The organism is Agromyces sp. NPDC057865, assembly GCF_042796995.1.
Lineage (GTDB): Bacteria > Actinomycetota > Actinomycetes > Actinomycetales > Microbacteriaceae > Agromyces.
In genome coordinates, this window is record NZ_JBHVMJ010000006.1 from 13,737 (window position 1) to 33,819 (window position 20,083).

19 protein-coding genes are annotated in these 20,083 nt (G+C 72.3%); 11 read left to right on the top strand and 8 right to left on the bottom strand.

Annotation, left to right across the window (positions count from 1 at the left end):
- Positions 1 to 23: 23 nt before the first annotated feature.
- Genes ACFVN5_RS19180 through ACFVN5_RS19190 form a run of 3 tightly spaced genes read right to left on the bottom strand, consistent with a single transcriptional unit; the run spans position 24 to position 2,946 of the window.
- Positions 24 to 491 carry a GtrA family protein gene (locus ACFVN5_RS19180; RefSeq protein WP_376957425.1) on the bottom strand — a complete coding sequence of 156 codons (468 nt, stop codon included), beginning with the start codon at positions 489 to 491 and terminating at the stop codon, positions 24 to 26.
- The gene (locus ACFVN5_RS19185) at positions 484 to 1,278 is read right to left on the bottom strand and encodes a polyprenol monophosphomannose synthase (protein WP_376957427.1); all 795 of its coding nucleotides are present in this window, start codon (positions 1,276 to 1,278) and stop codon (positions 484 to 486) included. Before ACFVN5_RS19185 ends, ACFVN5_RS19180 begins: the two co-directional genes overlap by 8 nt.
- A 3-nt stretch (positions 1,279 to 1,281) precedes the next feature.
- Positions 1,282 to 2,946: a hypothetical protein gene (locus ACFVN5_RS19190; protein WP_376957428.1), complete on the bottom strand. Its 1,665-nt coding sequence runs from the start codon at positions 2,944 to 2,946 to the stop codon at positions 1,282 to 1,284.
- Between the two features lie 147 nt (positions 2,947 to 3,093).
- On the opposite strand from ACFVN5_RS19190, the gene ACFVN5_RS19195 reads away from it, so the two are divergent.
- The 3 genes from ACFVN5_RS19195 to ACFVN5_RS19205 all read left to right on the top strand — a co-directional run bounded on the left by ACFVN5_RS19195 (position 3,094) and on the right by ACFVN5_RS19205 (position 6,457).
- Complete coding sequence (locus ACFVN5_RS19195) at positions 3,094 to 3,768, top strand: response regulator transcription factor (RefSeq protein ID WP_376957430.1); 675 nt, start codon at positions 3,094 to 3,096, stop codon at positions 3,766 to 3,768.
- The gene (locus ACFVN5_RS19200; RefSeq protein WP_376957487.1) at positions 3,768 to 5,141 is read left to right on the top strand and encodes a sensor histidine kinase; all 1,374 of its coding nucleotides are present in this window, start codon (positions 3,768 to 3,770) and stop codon (positions 5,139 to 5,141) included. Before ACFVN5_RS19195 ends, ACFVN5_RS19200 begins: the two co-directional genes overlap by 1 nt.
- Before the next feature lie 95 nt (positions 5,142 to 5,236).
- Entirely contained in the window at positions 5,237 to 6,457 is a 1,221-nt protein-coding gene (locus ACFVN5_RS19205; RefSeq protein ID WP_376957432.1) for a HupE/UreJ family protein, read from the top strand.
- Positions 6,458 to 6,480: 23 nt separating this feature from the next.
- Here ACFVN5_RS19205 and ACFVN5_RS19210 read toward each other — a convergent pair whose 3' ends face one another.
- On the bottom strand, positions 6,481 to 7,185 hold the full coding sequence (locus ACFVN5_RS19210) for a hypothetical protein (protein ID WP_376957434.1): 705 nt from the start codon (positions 7,183 to 7,185) through the stop codon (positions 6,481 to 6,483).
- A gap of 158 nt (positions 7,186 to 7,343) precedes the next feature.
- Between ACFVN5_RS19210 and ACFVN5_RS19215 the strand changes: the two genes are divergently transcribed.
- The 4 genes from ACFVN5_RS19215 (at position 7,344) to ACFVN5_RS19230 (ending at position 13,167) form a co-directional block, all read left to right on the top strand.
- Positions 7,344 to 8,921, top strand: a complete 1,578-nt coding sequence (locus ACFVN5_RS19215; RefSeq protein ID WP_376957436.1) for a fibronectin type III domain-containing protein — start codon at positions 7,344 to 7,346, stop codon at positions 8,919 to 8,921.
- A gap of 104 nt (positions 8,922 to 9,025) precedes the next feature.
- Positions 9,026 to 10,102, top strand: coding sequence for a WxL protein peptidoglycan domain-containing protein (locus tag ACFVN5_RS19220; protein WP_376957438.1), 1,077 nt, complete (start codon positions 9,026 to 9,028; stop codon positions 10,100 to 10,102).
- Between the two features lie 53 nt (positions 10,103 to 10,155).
- Positions 10,156 to 11,133: a magnesium/cobalt transporter CorA gene (gene corA / locus ACFVN5_RS19225; protein ID WP_376957440.1), complete on the top strand. Its 978-nt coding sequence runs from the start codon at positions 10,156 to 10,158 to the stop codon at positions 11,131 to 11,133.
- A 57-nt stretch (positions 11,134 to 11,190) separates the two neighbouring features.
- Positions 11,191 to 13,167 carry an amino acid transporter gene (locus ACFVN5_RS19230; protein ID WP_376957442.1) on the top strand — a complete coding sequence of 659 codons (1,977 nt, stop codon included), beginning with the start codon at positions 11,191 to 11,193 and terminating at the stop codon, positions 13,165 to 13,167.
- Between the two features lie 74 nt (positions 13,168 to 13,241).
- Here the strand turns inward: ACFVN5_RS19230 and ACFVN5_RS19235 are convergent, their stop codons facing one another.
- From ACFVN5_RS19235 to ACFVN5_RS19245, 3 genes are all read right to left on the bottom strand, one after another.
- Complete coding sequence (locus ACFVN5_RS19235) at positions 13,242 to 13,868, bottom strand: universal stress protein (protein ID WP_376957444.1); 627 nt, start codon at positions 13,866 to 13,868, stop codon at positions 13,242 to 13,244.
- Between the two features lie 96 nt (positions 13,869 to 13,964).
- Positions 13,965 to 14,600: a response regulator gene (locus ACFVN5_RS19240; RefSeq protein ID WP_376957446.1), complete on the bottom strand. Its 636-nt coding sequence runs from the start codon at positions 14,598 to 14,600 to the stop codon at positions 13,965 to 13,967.
- On the bottom strand, positions 14,597 to 16,339 hold the full coding sequence (locus tag ACFVN5_RS19245; RefSeq protein ID WP_376957448.1) for a GAF domain-containing protein: 1,743 nt from the start codon (positions 16,337 to 16,339) through the stop codon (positions 14,597 to 14,599). Before ACFVN5_RS19245 ends, ACFVN5_RS19240 begins: the two co-directional genes overlap by 4 nt.
- A 170-nt stretch (positions 16,340 to 16,509) precedes the next feature.
- On the opposite strand from ACFVN5_RS19245, the gene ACFVN5_RS19250 reads away from it, so the two are divergent.
- The 3 genes from ACFVN5_RS19250 (at position 16,510) to ACFVN5_RS19260 (ending at position 18,074) form a co-directional block, all read left to right on the top strand.
- Positions 16,510 to 17,316, top strand: a complete 807-nt coding sequence (locus ACFVN5_RS19250; protein WP_376957450.1) for a universal stress protein — start codon at positions 16,510 to 16,512, stop codon at positions 17,314 to 17,316.
- 61 nt (positions 17,317 to 17,377) lie between these two features.
- Complete coding sequence (locus ACFVN5_RS19255) at positions 17,378 to 17,845, top strand: hypothetical protein (protein WP_376957452.1); 468 nt, start codon at positions 17,378 to 17,380, stop codon at positions 17,843 to 17,845.
- A 28-nt stretch (positions 17,846 to 17,873) separates the two neighbouring features.
- Positions 17,874 to 18,074, top strand: coding sequence for a hypothetical protein (locus tag ACFVN5_RS19260; protein WP_376957454.1), 201 nt, complete (start codon positions 17,874 to 17,876; stop codon positions 18,072 to 18,074).
- 74 nt (positions 18,075 to 18,148) lie between these two features.
- Here the strand turns inward: ACFVN5_RS19260 and ACFVN5_RS19265 are convergent, their stop codons facing one another.
- On the bottom strand, positions 18,149 to 18,538 hold the full coding sequence (locus tag ACFVN5_RS19265) for an SHOCT domain-containing protein (protein ID WP_376957456.1): 390 nt from the start codon (positions 18,536 to 18,538) through the stop codon (positions 18,149 to 18,151).
- A gap of 221 nt (positions 18,539 to 18,759) precedes the next feature.
- Here ACFVN5_RS19265 and ACFVN5_RS19270 point away from each other — a divergent pair, with 221 nt between their 5' ends.
- The gene (locus ACFVN5_RS19270; protein WP_376957458.1) at positions 18,760 to 20,073 is read left to right on the top strand and encodes a serine hydrolase domain-containing protein; all 1,314 of its coding nucleotides are present in this window, start codon (positions 18,760 to 18,762) and stop codon (positions 20,071 to 20,073) included.
- The last annotated feature ends 10 nt before the right edge of the window (positions 20,074 to 20,083 follow it).

Genomic DNA, 20,083 nt, shown 5'->3' on the forward strand with positions numbered 1-20,083 from the left:
AACGAGGCGGACGGCCGTTCGGTTCACGCGGCCCGGAAGACCCACTGCCGATACGCGACGAATCGCACCAGCGACCCGAGGACGAGCCCGACGACGTTCGCGGAGATGTTGTCGGCGAACGCCGAGGTCAGGTGCAGGCCGTAGTGCGAGACGCCGAGGCACACCAGCGCGACGAGGCTGCCCACGACGCTCGCGAGGAAGAACTCGACCGCCTCGCGTGCGGTGTCGGTCCGGCGCGTCCGCGAACGGAACGTCCACAGGCGGTTCCCGATCCAGTTCACCGCGATCGCGGCGACGAGGGCGATGGTCTTCGCGGCGATCGTCCAGCCGTGCACCCCCTCGGGGGCGTGCGCACGGAGCACGTTGAACAGGCCGACGTCGACCACGAATCCGAGACCGCCGACCAGCGCGAACCGCATCACCTGCGTGGCCAGGGACGCGCCCGTGCGTTGTCGGACGTCGGCACTCGGTGCGGTGGCGGCGTCAAGCATGCTCGAGCTCCGGGGTCGCGTCCATCAGCCCGGTGGTCGCGACCGGCACCGGCACGGGCATCGGACGTGCCCGGCGTCCGACGCGTCGGGCGATCCCGAGGGCGGTGACCCGGAGGAGCGCCTCGGCGATGATCGCGGACGACATCTTCGAGCGCCCGTGGGTGCGGTCGTCGAACGTGATGGGGACCTCGGCGATGCGGCACACGGCATCCGCTGCCCTCGCGATCAGCTCGATCTGGAACGCGTATCCGCGCGCCTCGACCGCCTCGGGTCGCGCGGCGCGCAGCGCGGAGGCGCGGAACGCGCGGTACCCGCCGGTGACGTCCTGCAGGCGGAGCCCCAGGAGCCGACGGGCGTAGGCGCTGCCGCCGCGCGACAGCATCCGTCGCGCGAGGGGCCAGTCGGGGACGACGCCGCCCGCGACCCAGCGGGATCCGACCGCCACGTCGTGGTCGTCGAGCGCGGCGAGGAGGCGCGGCAGGTCCTCGGGGCGATGGGAGCCGTCGGCGTCGCACTCCACGACCACGTCGCATCCCGACGCAAGCGCCGCCGCGAACCCCGCTCGATAGGCGGACCCGAGGCCCGCCTTGGCCGTCCGATGAAGTACCCGGATGCGCGGGTCGGGGGCGGCGAGCCGGTCGGCGAGCTCACCGGTGCCGTCGGGCGAGCCGTCGTCGACCACGAGCACCTCCGCCTCGGGGACCGCGGCGTGCAGCCGCGCGATCACCCCGCGCAGGGACTCCACCTCGTTGTAGGTCGGCATCACGACCATGACGCGGTTCGGCATGGCTCATCCCTTCTCGAGTCGGTACACGACGGTGCGATGGATCAGGTGGGTGTCGACCACGCGGTAGCCGCTCGCCTCGAGCGCCTGCACGTCGTCGGGAACGGCGGCGTTCGCGGCATCCGGCGACCCGCTCGGCAGCTCGAGCGCCCAGACGGTGTGCTCGTCGAGGTCAGGCGCGACGACCGCGACCGGCGAGGTCGTGTCCCAGATGCCGGAGCGCTGCTCGTACGGCGTGCGCAGTGCGACGTCGCGGAGCCCCGCGAACGCCTGCGGATACAGGTGCAGCGCCAGCCTGGGCCGTCGCGAGGGCTTGGTGGTGCGGTCGAACACGATCCCGTCGCCGGGCTGCGCGTGCTGCTGCACGTACTCGGCCACGGCGCGCAGGTCGCTCCCGCCGTCCTTCGCCCACTCGGTGCGCTGCCGCACGTACACCGGCGCGAGCACCGAGAGGGCGAGCGCGCCGGCCACGACCCCGGCGAGCACCCGAGCGGATGCCGCAGCGCCGACGCCGCGCGAGCCGCCGGCCGGGTCGGCGGGGCGCTGGTCGCGCCGACCGACGATGCGTTCCAGCGCCGTGATCGCCGACGCGACACCGACGGCGATGAGCATCGCGACGGCCGGCACGGCGAACGAGAGGTAGCGGGGGCTGTAGGTTGGGGCGACGAACGCGTCGGCGAGCAGGAGCGCGGCGGTCGGCACCACGATCCAGGCGAGCGACGGGACGACCCCGAGCGGGAGCCGCCGGCCCCGGAGGCGGGCCGCGACGGCCGCGACGACGCCGACGACCACGAACGTCCACGCCACCACCGCGACGGGCGCCGACTCGAACCACTGGCGCACGACGACGCCGTCGACCGACGCGTAGCCGCGCTCGGCGAGGAAGTGCAGCTGCCGCCGCTGCGCGGATGCCGCGGCGAGGATCGGCCACGAACCGACCACCGCGACCGCGGCGCCGAGCGTCCACCGCAGCCAAGTGCCTCGCGGTGCCCGTGACACGGCGAGCACCGCGAGGTGGACCGGGACGAGGAGGAGCAGGTACACGAACAGCGTCGCCGAGAGCGCGAGGCCGACGCCGTACGCCGTCCACCACCATGGCGACCTCACCCGGCGGCGGATCAGCTCCGTGCACGCGGCGGTCAGCCACACCGCCAGCGCGGCGCCGAGCGCATACGAGCGGGCCTCGGTGGCCATCGAGGTCGTGCGAGGGAGCACGGCCACGACGATGCCCGCGATGAGCCCGACGCGCGCGTCGAACCAGCGGGTCGCGAGCACGACGGTGCCGGCGGCGAGCAGGCCGACCGCGATCGCGCTCGGCGCGCGGGTCGACCACTCCCCCGCGCCGAAGACGCCGATCCACCCGTGCAGCAGGGCGTAGTAGAGCCCGTGCACCGCGTCGATCTTGCCCAGCTCGAGCGCGAGGCTCGACCACGACCGCTGCGCCGACATGACGCTCGCGGCCTCGTCGCCCCAGTACGACGGGATCCCCGCGCCGATGTAGCCGAGTGCGGCCGCGACGACGCCGACGATCACGGCGCGGCCCGCGAGGGAGCGCGGCAACCGCACCCGTCGTCGACGATCGTCGCCCGTGGACGACGTCGAGGCGTGCGTGATCGGGCCCGGCGACGCGACCGGTCGCTCGACGGTGCCGATCAGCTGCTCGACGGTCATGTGCCCGATGCTCCATCGACGGGTCGGCAGGGCCCTGTGAGCAGCCGTTCCGGCGACTGAGAGTCTTCTCAGGAACCGTTCGGGTGGCACATGGGCGGCATCCGATGGTCGGTCGTAGGATCGGCCACGGGCCCGAAGGGAGGGGCGGTGGCTGGTCGCATCCTGGTGGTCGACGACGAGGCGGCGATGGGCGCGCTCCTCGTCCGGGGCCTCACGGGCGAGGGCTACGAGGTGACCGCCGTCGGCGACGGGCTCGCCGCGCTCGAGGCCATGCAGGCCGTGCCCGACATCGCCGTGGTCGACGTCGGCCTGCCCGGCATGAGCGGCTTCGAGCTCTGCCGCCGGATGCGCGAGCTCGACGCCGGCATCGGGATCCTCCTCCTCACCGCCCGCGATGCCGTCGACGACCGCGTCCGGGGACTCGACGCGGGCGCCGACGACTACCTGACAAAGCCGTTCGCGTTCCCCGAGCTCGCGGCCCGCCTCCGCGCGCTGCGGCGCCGCGAGGCATCCGGCTCGCATCGCATGCAGGTCGGCGACCTGCAGCTCGACCTCGTGCGCCACCGCATCGGGTCGCAGGACGGCGAGCTCACGGTGAGCCGCACCGAGTTCGACGTGCTCCACCTGCTCGCCTCGCAGGCCGGGCAGGTCGTCGAGCGGCCCGCCATCCTCGACGGCGTCTGGGGGTCCACCGAGCACATCGACCAGAACATCGTCGACCAGTACGTGAGCTACGTCCGCCGCAAGCTCGCGGCGGTCGGCTCGGATGCCGCGATCGAGACCGTTCGCGGCGTCGGCTACCGTCTCGTGGCGGCCGGGTGATGCTGCGCCGGCTGAAGATCCGCACGCGCATCACGGTCGGCACCGTGCTGATCGCACTGGTGTTCACCGCGGTCGCCGGGGTGGTCATCTACGACCAGGTGCAGCGGATCGTGCTCCACGGCGAGACCTCGGTGCTGCACGCGATCGAGGCGCCGTACGTGACCGAGATCGCGGCCGAACCGCCCGTGCAGGTGGACGAGCCGGGACCGGGCCAGCTCGCCGCGGTCGTCGACCCGAACGGCACCATCGTGATCGACAGCCTGCCGCCCGCGCTCGGCGTGAAGATCGACGACCTCATCGCCGGCGGGAACGGCCTCAGCACGGTCGGCGCCGGCGGCGACGACTACCTCCTGCGGATCACGCCGGTGCAGGGCGCCGACGGCATCTGGCACGTCATCGCGGCCCGGCACGCCGCGACCCAGGCGGCCGTGCTCGACCAGCTCGCTGTCGTGCTCATCGTCTCCTTCCTGCTCATCAACCTGGGCTTCGGCGCGGCGTCGTGGGCGATCAGCACGGTCGCGCTCGCGCCGGTCGGCCGCCTGCGTCGGTCCGCGGCCGAGCTCGCGGCCAGGCCGGGGGACGACCTGCTGTCCGTCGGCCGCGCCGACGACGAGATCGCCGCGCTCGCCCGCGAGCTCAACTCCCTCATCGCGCGGCTCCGCGAGTCGCTCGATCGCGAGCGCCAGATGGTCTCGAACGCGTCGCACGAGATCCGGACCCCGCTCGCGATCCTGCAGGCGCAGCTCGAGCTGGCCGGTTCGGGCGACGCCTCGCGCGAGCGGATCGAGGAGGACCTCGAGGCGGCGCGCGCGACCCTGGCCCGGCTCAGCGCGCTGACCACCGCGCTGCTCGAGCTCTCGCGCCTCGACGCCCGGTCGGAGCCCGGTACCGCCACGTGGGCGGCGCTCGCCGACGAGCTGGCCGACGCCGTCGAACGGAGCCGCCGTCGATTCCGCGACACGCGGGCGACGATCGACTACGAGCTCTCGACGACCGCCGACGCCGAGCGCATCGTGCAGCTGTCCGCCTCGGAGCTCGACCGCATCGTCGAGAACCTCATCGCGAACGCGGTCGTGGCCGCCGGAGGCAACGACGTCCACGTCGACCTCGCGTGGACCCAGACACCCACCGAGGCCCGGCTCACCGTCCGCGACGACGCGGGCGGCATGAACCCGGCGTTCGTCCCCGCGGCGTTCCAGCGCTTCACGCGCGGACCCGGGGCACCCGACGGCGGATCGGGCCTCGGGCTGGCGATCGTCTCGGGGATCGCCGCGGTCGCCGGCGGCACGGCCCGGCTCGACAACGAACCCGACGTCGGACTCACGGTCGTCGTGACGATCCCGCTTCGCCCGGTCCCCGCGCCGGCGGTGTAACCACCTCCGGCGCCGCCGGTTCGCCCGGTGTTCGTCGCCCGGCCGGGTCCCGTTCAACCGCCTCGTGGAGCATCGGCGTGCCACGAAGGAGCCCGATGTCCCCCACCCCCGGCACGCGCCGTCCCGTCGCCGCGTTCGCCCTCGCCGTCACGTCCCTCATCGCCGCGTTGCTCGTCACGCTCTCGGCCTCGCCGGCCGACGCCCACGGCTTCTCGACCGTCGTCTACGCGAACGCCTCCGCGTCGGCCGACGACACGGTGCGCACCGAGCTCGAGCTCGAGTACGACCTCCTCGTCGTCTCGGTCGCGGAGTACGAGGACGCCCCGGCGTTCTTCGACGACGGCATGGCGGTCTTCCAGACCGGCGACGAGGAGTCCGCCCTCGATGCGCACGCCGACGAGATCGCCGACTACGTGAACGCCCGCTTCGAGGTGAGCGCGGGCGGCCAGCCATGCACGCCGACGCGGGTCGGCGACCTCGAGGTGGTCGAGCGCCAGGGCGTGCCGTACGCGGTGCTGACGATCGACCACGCCTGCGAGCCCGCGGCCGCGCACGAGTTCCGCACGGCGCTGTTCCCCGACGACGAGGCGTACGTGAAGGGCGCGGTGACGATCCTCGAGTACGACCTCGACGGGCGCTCGGGCAACGCCACCCTCGACGGCGAGGCGCCGACCTTCAGCACCGAGCAGGCGCTCGCCGAGCGTCTCTCGCACTTCTTCGTGCTCGGCGCCGAGCACCTGCTCTTCGGCATCGACCACATCCTCTTCCTGCTCGCGCTCATCGTCGGCTCGCGACGCCTGCGCGACGTCGTGCTGGCCGCGACCGCGTTCACGGCCGCCCACTCGGTGACGTTCATCCTCGCCGCCCTCGGCGTGGTCTCGGTGCCCGGCGTGGTCGTGGAGCCCCTCATCGCGCTGTCGATCGCCGTGGTCGCCGTCTGGTACCTCTGGCGCGTCTGGCGCGAGCACCGCGACCCGGCGATGCGCCTGGCGCCGTCCACCGGCCGCGGCTTCGACCGCGCCGACTGGGCTCGACTCGCGGTGGTGTTCGGCTTCGGGCTCATGCACGGACTCGGCTTCGCCGGCGCGCTGGGCATCGACGAGCCGTTCTCGTGGCCGCTGCTGCTCTCGCTGCTCGTCTTCAACGTCGGAATCGAGGCGGTGCAGGTCTCGATCATCCTGGCAGTCTTCCCGCTGCTGCTCCTGCTCCGCGGGAAGACCCCGAGGACGGGGCTCGCGGTCGGCGTGGTGGTCGCCGGCGGCGTGGCCGTCATGGGGCTCGTCTGGTCCGTGCAGCGGGTGCTCGGCATCGGGTGAAGCGGATGCCGCGGGCGTCGCGCTCAGCCGAGCTGGAGGACGACGCCCGTGACGTCGTGCAGCACGCTCGCGACGCCGGCGCGCACCGCGGCATCCGCCCGCTCGCTCGTGTAGGCCGTCTCGTCGTGCGAGTCGGCGGTGTCGGCCATCTCGCTGCCGCGCGACGCGGCACCGTCCCAGATCGCGGCCGTCACGTTGCCGGTCGGCTCGGGCACCTGGGCGCCGACCACGAGGAACTGCCGGTCGAGGTGGCTCGCCGTGACGAGGGCGAGGGCGTCGACGAGCGCCGGACCCGTCGCGATGATGAGGTCGGGGTCGAGGTCCATGGCCTCGGTGATGCCGCCCACGGCGCCGTCGGGGGCGGCGACCTCCACGCGCTTGAGGCTCACGCGCTCGGCTCCCGCCCACTCGGTCACGCCCGTCGCGAGCTGCGCGGTCGCCGGGTCGTACTCCGCCGTCAGCAGCACGACGCGGTACCCGGCGGGCGGGTGCACGCCGTCCCAGGTGCCGGGCTCGGGCGTCACGGTCGCCTCGGGCGACGGCGGCGCGGCCGCATCGATGAACCCGGGCGCGAGCGTGCCGACCGGCTCGACGGCGTGCCGCGGAGCCGACCAGTCGTCGGCGGCGGCGCATCCGCCCAGCGCCAGGGCGATGGCAGCGGATGCCGCGAACGCGGCGGCTCGGGGACGGGGACGGGGACGACGGACGTCGCTCCTACGGCTCAGCACACGACGTTTCTACCGCACGGAAATCGCTCTCCTTCGAGTGTTCGACGTCACGCGCCACGTTGTTCCGCCACGGTTCACCCGATCGACAGACGGCGGGACGAACGTGACCGTCGGCCGGTTGCGGCCACCACCTCACCCGAACAAGGAGTCATCTCCCGATGAAGGCAATCCCGCGCACCCTCGGTGCGCCATTCCATGCAGTGCGGCGCCGCGCCGCGCTGGGAGCCGCCGCGGCGGCCGCCTGCACCGCCATGGTGCTCGGCGGCTTCGCCGTGAGCGCCGCCCAGGCCGCGGAGCCCGCCGCGATCGACGACATCATCCTCCTCACGGGGGCCGACGAGTCGCAGCGCGTCGTCAACTGGTACGCCTCGGCGTCGACGGCGCAGGTCGTGCAGGTCGCACCGACCAACTCGATCAAGAAGGGCCAGTTCCCCGCGAACGCCACGGTCTTCCCCGCGGTCGTGAGCGCGAACACGGTCAACGGCGGCTACAACGGCCACTCGGTGATCACCGGCCTCAGCGAGAACGTGAAGTACTCGTACCGGGTCGGCGGCGACGGCGGCTGGTCCGAGGCCCACGCATTCAAGACCCGGAAGTTCGACGGCAACTTCGACTTCCTGTTCTTCGGCGACCCGCAGATCGGCTCGTCCGGCAACGTCCCGAAGGACCAGGCCGGCTGGGAGGACACGCTCGAGGTCGCCGTCGGCGCGAACCCCGAGGCCGAGCTCCTCGTCTCGGGCGGCGACCAGGTCGAGACCGCCAACGTCGAGTCGCAGTGGACGGCGTTCCTCGCGCCCGAGGAGCTCCGCTCCGTGCCGTGGGTCGCGACGATCGGCAACCACGACGTCGGCGGCAAGGCCTACGAGCAGCACCTGTGGACGCCGAACACCGACCGCTCGCCCAAGCACTACCGCGGCAACCCGGCCGCGCAGTCGGGCGGCGACTACTGGTTCACGTACAAGGACGTGCTCTTCATCGACCTCAACAGCAACGCGTACACCGCCAGCGCGGAGCCCGGGGTCGACGCCGATGAGGCGCACATCGGCTACGTCAGCGACGTGATCGCGGAGCACGGCGACGAGGCGAAGTACACGGTGCTCGTGTACCACCACTCGATCTACTCGCCGGCCTCGCACGCCAACGACAGCGACGCGCAGGAGCGCCGTCGGGACTTCCCGACCGCGTTCTCCGAGCTCGGCGTCGACCTGGTGCTCCAGGGCCACGACCACTCGTACTCGCGCAGCTACCTGATCCGCAACGGCGAGAAGGCGAACCCCGATGAGCAGCCGGGTGCCGACAGCGTGTTCCAGGGCCCGGGCGGCGTCGTCTACGTCACGGCGAACTCGGCCTCGGGTTCGAAGTACTACGACCTCACCGCACCGCGGGTGGGCTCGGACTTCGGTCCCGACCCGCTCAACCCCGCGAGCCACTGGGCCAACTCGGTCGAGGACCAGGAGCACGTGCGCAGCTACGTGAAGGTCTCGGTGCGCGACGAGCATCTGCAGGTCGAGAACATCCGCAGCGGCACGTGCGCGGCGCCCAATGCGGCCGTCGAGCTCGGCCAGGAGAGCTGGTGCGGTCCCGACGAGGGCGCGAGCCCGGCCCAGCCCGTCGGCTCGGTCGTCGACCAGGTCGTCATCCACAGGTACGACGAGACCCGCGGTCCGCGCGGTGGCGCGACGGCCCCGGCCGTCACCACCCAGCAGGACGACGTGACGATCACCACGATCGACTGACCGTCCCGCCGCAGTCGGGTGGGCGGGCGCTGCGGCGCCCGCCCACCCGCCCCGTTCATCCGGGCAACGCCCAGCCCACCCCGCAACGACAGGACCATCGCACCATGACCGCCTCCGCCCAGCGTGCACGACGCCCGCGACCCGCCACCCCGATCCTCCGCGCCGCGCGCGTCAGCGCTCGCGGCGCCGCTGCCGTCGCCGCCGTCGCGATCGCCGCCGGGGCGCTCAGCGTCGCCTCCGCGGCCGGCCCCGCGGCCTCGGCCCCGCCCGCGGTGTCCGCCGCACCCGCTTCGGCGCCCGCGGCCGCCGCCGCGACCGACGCGGCGTGGGATGTCGCGACGATCGACGGACCCTACGGCGCCGGCCGTGCGAACTACGACTACTCGGTCGAACCCGGCGATCGCATCGACGACGAGGTGCTCGTCGCGAACACCGGCGACGCGCGGATCGAGGTGCGGCTCTACGCGGCCGACGCCTTCACGACGGAGGCCGGGCAGCTCGACCTGCGCACGAGCGGCCACGAGCCGATCGGCGTGGGCGCCTGGCTCGCGCTCCCCGCCGCCGAGGTCGCCCTCGAGGCGGGCGAGTCCGCCGAGGTCCCCTTCGCGATCACGGTGCCCCGGGATGCGCGCGGCGAGTACGTCGGCGGCATCGTCACGACGGTTCCCGCGGCATCCGCCGACTCGGGCGTCGAGCATCGAGCGGCCATCCGCGTCCGCCTCCACGTGGGCGGCACCTTCCACCCGCGCCTGTCCGTCGAGGACGTCCGCGTCGGCTACTCCCCGGAGCTCCTCGGCGCGGGCACGGCGACCGTGACGTACACAATCCGGAACACTGGCGACACGGTGCTCGCCGCCGAGCAGTCGGTCGCCCTCAGCGGGCCGTTCGGGCTGACGCCGCGCACGGCGGGCGACCTCGGGAACACCCCCGAGCTGCTGCCCGGAGAGTCGTGGAGCGTGTCTGCGCCCATCGACGACGTGGGCCAGGTGGGCACGCTGTCGGCCGCCGTGACGGCGGTCCCGCTCTACACCGATCCGGCGGGGTCGACCGGCCCGCTCGACGCCGTCGGCGCGAGCGGGCTGGGCTGGGCGATCCCGTGGATCCCCCTGCTCGCCGTGCTGGTCGTCGCGGCGGGCGCGGTGGTGCTCGCGCGGCGGTGGCGCGCCCGCCGGATCCGCTGAACACGGCCCGCAAGGGGAGGCGCGAATCGCTCTGCTCGGAGGAGACTGACCCTGTGACCGTCATCGACAACGCGATCTACGTCGACGGGCGCCGGGTGGCCTCGCCCGACAGCCTGGACGCGACGTTCGATGCGCTGGAGCAGCACGGCGGCTTCGCGTGGATCGGGCTCTACCGGCCCGACACCGAGGAGCTGCAGACGGTGGCCGACGAGTTCCACCTGCACGAGCTCGCCGTCGAGGACGCCCTGAACGGACACCAGCGAGCCAAGCTCGACCGCTACGGCGACATCCGCTTCGCCGTGCTGCGGCCGGCGCGCTACATCGAGGAGACCGATACCGTCGAGTTCGGCGAGGTGCACCTGTTCATCGGCCCGGACTTCGTCATCGTCATCCGCCACGCCGAGTCGCCCGACATCGCGAAGGTGCGGCGACGCCTCGAGGCCGCGCCCGAGCTGCTCGCCCGCGGACCGCTCGGGGTCTTCTACGCCGTCGCCGACCAGGTCGTCGACGAGTACGACCCGGTCGCCGCGGGACTCGACGCCGACGTGGAGCAGGTCGAGGACGAGCTCTTCGAGAGCGGGGACGCGGCGGTCACCCGCCGCATCTACGACCTGACGCGCGAGGTGAGCGACTTCCGTCGGGCGACGAAGCCGCTCATCGACATCTTCACGGCTCTCCGCGACGATCTCCCGAAGGAGGGCGTCGAGCTGGAGGTGCGGCGGTCGTTCCGCGACGTGCTCGACCACACGATCCGCATCGTCGAACGCGCCGACGCCCAGCGACAACTGCTCCAGTCCGCCCTCCAGACGCACATGACCCTCGTGGCCCAGCAGCAGAACGAGTCGGTGAAGAAGGTGTCGGGCTGGGCCGCGATCCTGTTCACGCCGACGCTCGTCGCCACGATCTACGGGATGAACTTCAGCAACATCCCCGAGCTCCACTGGGCGCTGGGGTACCCGTTCGCCATCGTGCTCATGGTCGGACTCGGCGTGGTGCTGTACGCCGTCTTCAAGACGAAGGGGTGGCTCTGACGAGCCGCCCCGTGGACGAGGTGATCGCCGCCGCGAGGCGGCGCGTGGGAGGACGAGATGCCTGACTGGTCGCAGTTCGAGTTCCCCGCCACCGTCCCCGGGCCGAAGAGCCGACGACGCGAGACCCCGCTGTCGCGCTGGCTCCTCGAGCGCACCGTCCAGCCGGCCGGCCCCGAGATCCGGGAGGCGCACGTCGAGCAGCACTCCTGGTGGAAGGTGATGTGCCTCACGGGCGTCGACTACTTCTCCACGCTGTCGTACCTGCCCTCGATCGCGATCATCGCGGCCGGCGCCGTCTCCCCCATCGCGACCCTGCTGATCGTGGCGCTCACCCTGCTGGGGATGCTGCCGATGTACCGGCGGGTCGCGAAGGAGAGCCCCCACGGGCAGGGGTCCGTCGCGATGCTCGAGCGCCTGCTGCCGTTCTGGCGGGGCAAGATCTTCGTGCTGGTGCTCCTGGGCTTCGTCGCGACCTCCTGGATCATCACGATCACGCTGTCATCGGCCGACGCGACGGTGCACATCATCGAGAACCCGTTGACGCCGGCGGTGTTCCACGGGTGGGCGGTCCCGATCACCATCGGGCTCCTGGTCATCCTGGGCGGCGTGTTCCTGCTCGGCTTCACCGAGGCGGTCAACGTCGCGATCCCGCTCGTCGCCGTCTTCCTCGCGCTCAATGCGATCGTCATCGGCACGGGGCTCGTCGCGATCTTCGAGCATCCGCTCACGATCACCGACTGGTGGGATGCGCTCACGCAGGGCCGCGGCGGATTCGCCGCGATCCTGCTGCCCGCCCTCCTCGCGTTCCCGCTCCTGGTCCTCGGCCTGTCGGGATTCGAGACGGGCGTCAGCATGATGCCCCTCGTGGCGGCATCCGGCACGACGGCCGAGGAGCGACTCGCCTCGAGGATCCGGAACACGAAGAAGCTGCTCACGACCGCGGCGCTGATCATGTCCGTCTACCTCATCACCTCGAGCCTCGTCACGACCCTGCTGATCCCGCCGGAGGCGTTCGAGGAGGGCGGTCCGGCCAACGGCCGCGCGCTCTCGTACCTCGCCCACGAGTACCTCGGCGAGGTGTTCGGCACGGTCTACGACATCAGCAGCATCCTGATCCTGTGGTTCGCCGGGGCATCCGCGATGGCCGGCCTCATCAACATCGTGCCGAGGTACCTGCCGGCGTACGGCATGGCGCCCGACTGGAGCCGGGCGGTGCGGCCCGTCGTGCTCGTCTACACGACGATCAGCATCGTCATCACGATCGCGTTCCAGGCCGATGTCGACGCCCAGGCCGGCGCCTACGCGACGGGGATCCTCGCCATGATGGCCTCGGCCTCCGTCGCGGTGCTCATCTCCGCGATCCGGCGCAAGCGCACGGCGCCGATCGTCGGCTTCGCGGCCCTGACGGTGCTCCTCGGCTACGCGCTCGTCGACAACATCGTCGAGAAGCCCGACGGCCTCGCCATCTCGGCCATGTTCATCCTCGGCATCGTCGCCGTCTCGATCATCTCCCGGGTCACCCGAACGACGGAGATCCGCGCCGACCGCATCGAGTTCGACGACGCGGCCCGCCGCTTCATCGAGGACTCCCTGGTGCACGACGGCCGGCTCGACCTCGTCGCCATCCGGCCGGGCATGCGCGAGGCCGCCGACTACCGGCAGAAGGAACGCGCGCAGCGCGAGCTCAACCCGGTCCCCGGTCGGGCCGACGTGCTGTTCCTCGAGATCGACGTGGTCGACCCGTCCGACTTCCAGGAGGTGCTGCACGTCCGCGGCCTGGAGGTCGGGGATCACCGGATCCTGCGCGCCGACAGTCCGGCGGCCCCGAACGCGATCGCCGCGATCCTGGTGGCGATGCGGGATGCCACGGGCGTCCGCCCCCACGCGTTCTTCGAATGGGCGGAGGGCAACCCGCTCGTGCACATGGTGAGGTATATCCTGCTCGGCCGGGGCGACACCGCCCCCGTCGTCCGCGAGATCCTCCGCGAGGTCGAGAAGGACCCGGCCGAGCGGCCCACGATCCACGTGGGGTGAGGCCGACCGCGGGTGGTGACCGCCGCTGCTCCGAGGGCTCGCTCACTCGGGACGCGCGCCGTTCGGCGCGACGATCATGACCGGCGCCGGCGCCTCGTTCGAGCAGGTCGTGGCTGACCGAGCCGAGGAAGAACCGCGTGAACGCCGCCGCGCCGTGGCTCGCCACGACCAGGAGCCGCGTGCACGAGCTCGAGCGGCGCACCGAGCCGGTCCGCCTCCTCGGCGGCGACGTCGACCGCGGCCAGCGAGGCCTGCGACCCGTCGACCCCGGCGACCACGGCCACCCGCCGCTCGGTCGCCGGGGTCTCTGGGATCACCGCCACGGTTCCCCCGTCGTGGCGTCCGGCCAAGCGCGACCCGAGGGTCCACCTGGTCGTTCGGCGGTGGTCGGGGCCGCCGACCACGACGAGCACGTCGGGGGCGAGCCGCTCCCCGAGCGCATCGATCGCCGAACCGTGCACGGTCTCCGTCTCCACGCGGAGCTCCGGATGCGACGCGCGGAGTCGCTCCGCGGCATCCATCAGCCTCGTCCGTTCCGCCGATCGCTCACCCGAGGCCTGCAGGTACTCGCTGCCGGTCGGCTTCCCCCCGATGGCATGGACGAGCGTGAGCGGTGCCCCACCGGAGTGCTCGGCGGCCCAGTCCGCTGCCGCCTCGGACTCGTGGCTGCCGTCCCGCCCTGCGATGACCTTGGTGAACATGGTCACAGGATGGCGCCGCGTGCGACCTCGTGATCGGGCCCAAGGTCACATGGGCTCCGGCACGGGGGCACGCGGCACGGTGGCGGATGCCGCGCCTCACGCCTGCGGGTCGCGACGCTCCAGCTCGTACACGGCCGCCTGCGTGCGCCGCTCGAGGCCCAGCTTCCGCAGCAGCCCCGAGACGTAGTTCTTCACGGTCTTCTCGGCGAGGCCGAGCCGCTCGCCGATCTGCCGGTTCGTGAGGCCCTCGGCGATGAGCGCCAGCACCTGCCGCTCCCTGAGCTGCAGGGAGCCGAAGCGCGGGTCGTCGCGGTCGGCCTCCGCCCGCTCGGCGACGTGCCGCGCGGCCGCCGGGTGCAGCAGCGAGCGACCGGATGCCACGGCGCGGATGTCCGCGACCAGGTCCGTGCCCGACACGTTCTTCAGCACGTAGCCCGATGCTCCCGCGAGCACGGCGGACATGGTCGCCTCGTCGTCGTCGTAGGCGGTGAGCATGAGGCAGCGCACCTCGGGATGCCGCGACCGGATCTCGCGGCAGAGCTCGACGCCGTCCCCGTCGGGGAGCCGCACGTCGAGCACCGCGACGTCGGGTCGCGTCGCCTCGATCCGCGCGAGCGCGTGCGCGACGTCGCCCGCCTCGCCGACGACCTCGAGGTCGGACTCGCGATCGAGGAGCTCCGCGATGCCGCGCCGGACGATCTCGTGATCGTCGACCAGGAAGATGCGTGTCATCGGGGGCCGCCGATCGCCCCGGCCTCGGGGCCCGACCGCGATCCGGGCGCCGGAACCCGCCACTCGATCTCCGTCATCCCGGGCGCCGAGTCGATGCGCATGGTCCCGCCGCGCCGCTCCGCCCGGATCAGGAGGTTCTGCAGGCCGCTCCGCCGGCCGTGCTCGGGGATGCCGACCCCGTCGTCGTCGACCGTCACCCGCACCCAGGAGGTGTCGACGGCCACCGAGATGCGGATCTGGTCCGCGCCGGAGTGCCGCGCGGCATTCGCCAGGAGCTCCCGGACGACCGCCGCGACGTCGTCGCCGAGCGTGCCCTCGATCACCAGGTCGACGGGTCCCGAGAAGGCCACGGGCACGGGGTGCGGGAAGCCCGAGGAGCCCTCCGCCACGAGGTCGAGGATCCGATGCCGCAACGAGCGCTCGGGCCCGCGCGGGCGCATCGCGAAGATGATCGTGCGGATCTGCGAGATCGCGTCGTCGAGCGTGGCGACCGCCTCCTGCAGGCGAGCCGCGGCATCCGGATGGGAGTCGTGCGCGAGCGACTGCAGCTCGAGCCCCAGGCCGAACAGCTGCTGGATCACGTGGTCGTGCAGGTCGCGTGCGATGCGCGTGCGGTCCTCGCCGAGCTGGGCGCGCTGCCGCTGCTCGCGCGCCTCGGCGAGCTCGATCGCGAGCCCGACCCGGATCGCGAGGTCGTCGGCGATGTCGAGCTCGGCGGAGGAGAACGACGGCCGGCCGGGCGCACGGCCGACCGTGACCACCGCCGACACCGAGTCCGCGTGGGTGAGCGGCACCATCATGACCGGGCCCGCCCCGCGCTCGCCGACGATCGCGAGCGCATCGGGCGCGCGGGCCTCGCGAACGCCGGCCACGAGACGCGACTCGCCGGACTCGAAGGCGAGGCCCGCCGCGGTGTCCATCGACGAGACCACCGCGCCGGCGAGGTCGTCGGCATCGGCACCGCGCGCCTCGGCGATCCGCAGCGTCAGGGGCTCGTTCCCCGCGACGAGGATGCAGACGCGGTCGGCCGCGGACCTGGCGGCGAGCTCGTCGGCCAGCAGGGGAAGCGCCGCCGAGCTCGCGGTGTCGAGCAGCGCGGACGCGATCTGGGCCGACGACGCCGTCCACTGCTGGCGGAGGACGGTCTCGTCGTAGAGCCTCGCGTTCGCGATGGCGGATCCCGCCGTCGCTGCCAGCGCGGAGACCAGCTCCTCGTCCGCCGGCGTGAACTCGCCCGAGCGCGGTTCGGCGAGGTACAGGTTCCCGTACACCGCATCGCCCACGCGCACCGGGACTCCGAGGAACGCATCCATCTGCGGATGCCCCACGGGGAATCCGACCGATCGCGCGTCCTCGGCGATGTGCCGGAGCCGGATCGGTCGTGGATCGTCGATCAGCGCCCCGAGCAGCCCGCGTCCCTCGGGCGGGTGTCCGATCGCCTCGACCTGCTCAGCAGGCACCCCGACGTGCACGAACGCCTCGAGGCCGCCCTCCGCGGCGATCACGCCCAGCGCGCCGTACTCGGCGTCGACGAGCTCGACGGCGGCCTGCACGATCCGCTCGAGGACGACGGGAAGGTCGAGCGGCTCGACGACGGCCTGCGTGGCTCGCAACAGGGACCGCAGCCGGTCCTGCGAGTGCACCACCTCGCCGGCGCGCTCGACGAGTTCGTGGAGGGCGCGATCGAGCTCGGACCCGGGATTTCCCGGGAGCGACCCAGGCGACCGCTGACCGGGCATTGCACCTCCGGGGACGGCTTGACCGCAGGCTACCACCGCCCTCGACGGGTCGTCAGGGAGCAGGGGACCAAAGACCCGGCCGACGAGCGCGGACGCGCCGAACATGGCCACGTGCGAACGCCGTCCCGTCGGGATCGGCGGGAGGTGCGCACGTCGGAGAGGCGGTGGCGATGGACGCGGCGATCCTCGTGGGCATCGACGGTTCGGTCGCGAGTCGCTCGGCCGTGGTCTGGGCGCTCGCTCGGGCCGAGGAGCTCGGCGTCGGCGTGTTCCTGCTGAACGTCGTCGACGACGAATGGGGCACGATCAGCGACCGCGACCTGCGGGAGCTGCGGACCGATGCCGAACGCCTCGCCGTCCGGGAGCTCGCGTTCGCACGCGAGACGGCCGACGGGGTGCCGGTGTCCGCCGGCATCGACATGGGCGCTCCGATGATCGAACTGGCCGCATCGGCGTCGGCGTACGAGTCCGTCGTCATCGGCTCCCACAAGACGGGCACCTTCCACGGCCGCGCGCTGGGCGCGCGAGGGCTGCAGCTGGCGGCGACCGCGCCGGTGCCGGTGGCGGTCGTCGCGGGCTCGGCGCGCGACCCGCGGAGCGGCATCGTGGCCGGCGCCGGGAACGCCCCGGGCTGGATCGGGTCGGTGCGCTACGCACTGCGGGAGGCGTCACGGCTGGGCGAGCCGCTCATCGTGATCCGGTCGGACCGGGACCTCCCGTTCGACGAACGGGAACTCGCCCGGCTCCTCGACGCCGCCGACGCGGAGGAGCAGTCCGTCGACATCGAGCTCCGCCGCTCGACCGCTCCGGCGGGACAGGCGCTCGCGGAGGCCTCGCGCCGCGCCGTCCTCACGGTCAGCGGTCGCCCCACCGAGGCCGGAGCCCGCGGATTCCGTCCGCTCGGGCGCACCAACAGCGAGCTGCTGCTGAACGCGGGCGGGCCGGTGGTCATCGTCCCGCACGTGGCGGCCGACTGAACCGAACTGCGACGGGACCTTCGTCCCCACGGGGCATCCGTCATCGCGTCACACTGGCGCCATGGACACGAAGCGAGCCACTCGCATCACCCTCCTCGTCGTCGAGGCGTTCGTGGCCGTGACGGCGGTCGCCGGGGGGCTCTCCCTCATGGTCGGTGCGCTCGTGCCCGACCTCGCGACGGTGCTCTCCCCGCCGGTCGAGTACCTCGAGGGCTCGGCGTTCTCGTCGTACCTGGTGCCCGGCCTCGCGCTCGCCCTGATCCTCGGCGGCATCCACGCGCTGGCGTTCATCCTGCTGTGGCGGCGGCGTCCGTCGGCGCTCCTCGCGAGCGCGGCCGCAGGATTCGCGGCTCTCATCTGGATCTTCGTGCAGATGATGCTCATCCCGTTCAGCTTCCTGCAGGCGGTCTACTTCATCGCCGGCGCCGTCGAATTCGGCCTCGTGATGCTGCTCCTCGGCCTGCTGCCCATCACCCGCACCGCGAGTGCCCGACCCCGACCCGTCGAGGCCGAGGCCGAGGCGCGCTGAACCCACCGATCTCGAGGAGGAGCACCCCGTGAGCCGAACGACGTCCATCACCAGGACCACCGTCCGCACCGCGGCGGCGACGCTGACGATCTCGCCCCACGACGGGCGCGTGATCCTGTCGCAGCCGAGCCGTCGCCCCGCCGACGGGGCGGACTCGCTGACGCCGATCAGCGTCCGCGTCGTCGTCCGCAACCCGTCGGGGCGCTCGTACGGCCCCCACCACGCCTGAGCGAGTCCGCCCGGTGACGAGAACGGCGGAGGTCGCGCATTCCGCGTCGACCGCCGCCGTCCTCCCCAGTCGGATCAGCTGCTCAGCGCCTTGGCCTTCAGCTGGTCGTACTCCGCCTGCGAGATCGCGCCCGAATCGAGCAGCTGCTTCGCGTTCGCGATCTCGGATGCCGCGGAGGTGCCGCCGCTGCCGGCGACGCTTCGGATGTACTCGTCGTTCGCGGCCTGCATCTGCCGCATGTCCCCCGCACGCCGCTCGGCCATCGAGTTCCCGCGGGCGATGAGGTAGACCAGCGCCGCCAGGAACGGCAGGATCACGAGGAAGATCACCCACAGCGCCTTGGCCCACCCGTTGAGGGACTTGTCACGGAAGATGTCGATGAAGATCGTGATGAAGATCCAGATGCACGCGATCGCGATGTAGATCCAGAAGAGCCAGACGAGGAAATCCCAGAGACTGTTCATCGTCGCACCTTTCGTCCTTCGGCGTCGTCCAATGCGCCGATCCTGCCCTGACGCTAGACCTCGGCCGAAACACAGCGCAACACCCCCGAGGGAATGTCGCGATCCGACCTTCGACGAGCGTCATCGCGCACTCGAACTGGGGGTGCACGTCGCCTTGTCGCGCTGCGCGGCGGAGGAGCACGATGGGCCCACGTGGTCGACAGACTCGGAGGCGGAACCCGATGCGCCAGAACCCAGCCACTGCGCTCCACCGATCCGCGATCCTCGCCGTCATGACGATCGGCCTCTCGGCTGCGACATTCGGCCTCTCGGCCTGCACCGCCGCCCCGGTCTCCACGGCATCCCCGTCGCCGACGGCCTCCGACGATGCGGCGGCGACGTGCCTCGGCGTCGCGCCCGAGGCCGTCGTGTCCGCCGAGCTGCCCGCGACCGCCGCGACCGGCGACCTCGACCTGGCCGACGAGCTCCACGACGCCGCCGAGCAGGGCCTCGCACTCGCGTCCGCGCCGGGCGCGATCGTGGGCGTCCGCACGCCCGAGGGCACGTGGATCGAGGCGTTCGGGGACGCCGACCCCACGACCGGCACGTCGGCGACGGCCGAGGACTTCACCCGAGTCGGGTCGATCACCAAGACGTTCACCAGCTCGCTCATCCTGCAGCTCGTGGAGGACGGCGAGCTGAGCCTCGACGACACGATCGACCAGTACGTCGACGGCGTGCAGAACGGCGACGAGGTCACGATCCGGATGCTGCTGAACATGACGAGCGGCATCCCGAGCTACACCGCCGACGACGCCATGACGACCCGGCTCTTCGCGGACCCCACGCAGCCCTGGACCCCCGAGGAGCTGCTCTCCTACGGACTCGGCATGCCCCCGCTGTCGGACCCGGGAACCCAGTTCAACTACTCCAACACCAACTACGTGCTCCTCGGCACGGTGATCGAGCAGGTCACCGGTCGCCCGTACCCCGAGGTGCTGCAGTCCGAGATCCTCGAGCCCCTGGGGCTCGAAGACACGTATTTCCCCGACACCAACGGGATGCCCGATCCGCACCTCTCCGGATTCAGCCTCCAGGGCACGCCCGCCGACTCGCAGGAACCCGTGGAGACGACGAACTGGAGCCCCACTTCCGCCTGGACCGCCGGGCAGGTCATCTCGAACATCGACGACATGCTCGAGTGGGGCCGCGTGCTCTCGACCGGCCAGGGCATCCTCGACGAGGACATGGCCGTCGAGCGCCTCGAGGCGATCCCCGCCGAGGGCGGCTACGGCTACGGCAACGGCTGCATCGCGGGCTGGGTGGGCCATACCGGCGACATCGAGGGCTACAACACCACGGTGTACCACCACACCGCGAGCGACTCGACGATCGTGGTGCTCGTGAACAGCGACATCCCGTCGGGCGACTGCTCGGACTCGAAGACGCTCGCCGACAACACGACGGGCGTGCCGTGCATGTTCCCGGCCGTCCGCGTCTTCGCCGAGGTGTCCGACGCCCTCGGCCACCCGTTCACCCCGCTGCCGATGTCATAGACCGGGCGGC